The 3,313-nt window shown below is 41.5% G+C and carries 1 protein-coding gene; it reads left to right on the top strand.

The window, feature by feature from the left end; genetic code table 11:
- Positions 1-438: 438 nt before the first annotated feature.
- Positions 439-3,313: GLUG motif-containing protein (locus ABJV04_RS20680; RefSeq protein WP_348493594.1), on the top strand; the 2,875-nt coding region annotated here is incomplete at its 3' end.

Below are 3,313 nucleotides of genomic sequence, written 5' to 3'. Positions count from 1 at the left end.
GAATAATTCCGAATTTGATATTGGCTTGAAATATCATCCCAATTAAATGGAACAGGCGTTGGCTGAAAGGCAAGAACCTGCACTGAAGAAAACAGTAAAAAAAACAAACCAACGCCTTTTGACACTCGCATACAGCAATTTTGATAGAATAAGTAAAATAATTGAGAGGATAGTATAAGATAAATCCAGTTTCAATTTTCTATCATTTGGAAAAATTAATACTTCGGCTACATAATTAAAGGTTAGTATTTGTTGATGGTTTATTATTAAGGGGTACAGAACCTTTTTAAATAGATTAATTAAAGCTCCATCAGATTGCAGCTGTCCATATTTATTTAAGAAGTTCAATTCGATGCTATCCCTATTGATACAACTAATAACATTTCTTAGATAAAAATATGCCGGGGTTTACTGATAAAACTAAGACGGATATTGGTGATGAAAAACAATTCAAGAATTACCCGGCATACAAAACTTCTATTAACATTTTTACTGACTTTCTTAGTATCTAACTATGGATACTCTCAAACAGCAATTGCGCCATCAGGAAGCGGAACTTCAGGTTCTCCATACCAAATTTCTTCCTTAGAAAATCTCTATTGGATTTCCCAAAACACTTCTAGCTGGAATTCATACTTCGAGCAAACCGCAGATATTGACGCATCATCAACAACCAACTGGGACGATGGCAATGGCGGGGATGCCGAAGGTTTCTCACCCATTGGTATAAGTTTTTCCGATGATTTTGGGGGAACTTACGATGGCGCCGGATACACTATTTCTGGCTTAACCATAAACCGAACTGTGGGCGATGCCATCGGTCTTTTTGGAATAGCTTACAGAGCCAATGTCTCAAATCTTACCTTACAAAATGTAGATATTTCCTGCACCGCAAGTACGTATTGCGGAGCGCTTGTGGGACTTACAGGTTCAAGTTCCGAATACTCGAACATTTCAGTATCGGGCTCAGTAACAGGAAACAGCAATTTGGGTGGTATTATTGGTTGGATTTCCCAATCCCAAATAAGTCATAGCCACTTTAATGGAAGTGTAACTGGTGTGCGCACCCTTGGTGGATTGGTGGGCAATGTGAGTTCGTCTACCGTAACCAATAGCTCGGCATTGGGATCGGTTACGGGCAACACCACAGGTTCATCAAGCAGTATTGGGGGTTTGGTTGGTATGAACGACCAAAGCGGAGTTATAAATCTTTCGTTTGCGGATGTTGATATTCCCGTTGCATATTCATCAGTAGGTGGGCTTGTGGGTACCAACAATCAATCGTCATCCATAAGCAACAGTTATGCTTTGGGTACGGTGAATGGCACGGTGAATATTGGTGGGCTAGTGGGTACCAACAATAGTTCTTCAAGTATAACCGATAGCTACTCTACCGGTGCTGCGAGCGGCTCTTTTAATTTTGCGGGATTGCTCGGTAGCAACAGCGGTGGAACCATTACAGGTAGTTTTTGGAATACCGAAACCAGTGGGCTCTCGACAGGAATTGCCAGCGACAACAACTCGCAAAGTGCCACGGGATTAACCAGTGATGAAATGCTGGATGAATCCTCGTTTACGGGGCTTGATTTCTCCTCCACTTGGAATATCTATGAAGAATTAAGTTATCCGTTTATACAATCGAATGTACCAGACACACTTCCCGGGGGAGCAGTTCGACCGCTCGGCTCTGGAACCGAAGCCGAACCGTTTCAAATAAGCAATCTAAGTCAACTTCGTTTAGTTAGTGCAGATACTTCCTATTGGAACGAGCATCTCATCCAAACTGCAGATATTGATGCTTCGGAAACATTAAACTGGAATTCTGGCAGTGGTTTTTCGCCCATCGGAAGTAGTTCACATCCATTTACAGGATCATATAATGGTCAAGAGCACAGTATTTCTAATCTTTACATTATTGCTCCCCGTTCAGGGCGAGGATTTATCGGCCATGCTGATGGGGCTTTGGTCAAAAACGTATCCCTGTCGAATGTCAACATTACTTCAAGTTTTTGGTCGGGAGGTCTTATTGCTTTTGGGAATAACATTTCCGTTGATAACGTATTTGTATCAGGGCAATTAACTGGAAAATCATACGCGGGAGGTCTTGTGGGGTGGATTCAGGGGCTGGTTCATATTTCAAATAGCTCAACCAATGTAAGTGTATCATCTTCCTCTTCTAACGTAGGAGGTCTCATTGGCCAATCAGGAAGCATATCGGAAGGCTCTTATATCTCAAATAGTTATGCTAGTGGCAATGTAACTGGCATTGACTATGTAGGAGGGTTGATAGGAAGTTCGCGTATCGAAATAACAAAAAGCTATGCAACGGGCGATGTTTCCGGAACAAACTATATTGGAGGATTAGCTGGATTTTCAAGAGCTTTGGCATCTGAAAATTATGCTTTGGGAAATGTAAGTGGAACAGAGTATGTAGGGGGTCTTATTGGCCATGCTGATACATCTCCTATAAATAATAATTATGCTGCTGGCGAAGTTAGTGGTATAACAAAGGTTGGAGGGCTAATTGGCCGCGTTTGGGTCGGAGCTTCTGGCAACTATTCTACAGGACTTGTAACGGGCACTAATGAGGTTGGAGGGCTATTTGGGTATACTACTCGAGCAACTCAGGATAATTTTTGGGATGTAGAAAATAGTGGCCAGACCGATGCTGTCGGTGCAGTCAACGGAAACGTTCATGTAGCAACAGGATTAACTACCTCGCAAATGTATCAAAAAAGTAGTTTTTCGGGCTTTGATTTTGATTCTACGTGGGCGGCTCACTCAAACTTTACAAAACCTTACTTGCAATCTAATCATAAAGATACGGTGGATGGTTATTTTGTAGATGATCTTAAAATGGATGGCAATGGAACCGAAGCCGATCCCTTTCAAATAAAAAACCTCATTCAACTTCGCCTCATAAGTGCTGATACTTCATTTTGGAACGAACACCTAATACAAACAGCAAATATAAATGCATCAGAAACTTCTTCGTGGAATTCAGGCAGCGGCTTTGTTCCTTTAGGCACAGCGTTCAACGAATTTACAGGGGCTTATAATGGTCAAAACTATACCATAACCGGACTTTATATTTCTAGGGGCTCAGGGACTGGATTTTTTGGACGTACAAATGGCGCTAATATTTCAAATGTGATACTTGACCAGGTGGATATAACAGGTTCCAGTCAAGTTGGTGGATTGATCGGACAAGGTAAAAAAACAGTAATTTCGAATGCTCATGTTTCAGGAAGTATAACGGGTACGATATTAATTGGAGGACTAGTTGGCGATTTAGTGACCGAGGTTTCCGTTT

The sequence above is a fragment of the Aliiglaciecola sp. genome (assembly GCF_039982535.1).
Lineage (GTDB): Bacteria > Pseudomonadota > Gammaproteobacteria > Enterobacterales > Alteromonadaceae > Aliiglaciecola.
This window is presented reverse-complemented; position numbering and strand designations above follow the sequence as displayed.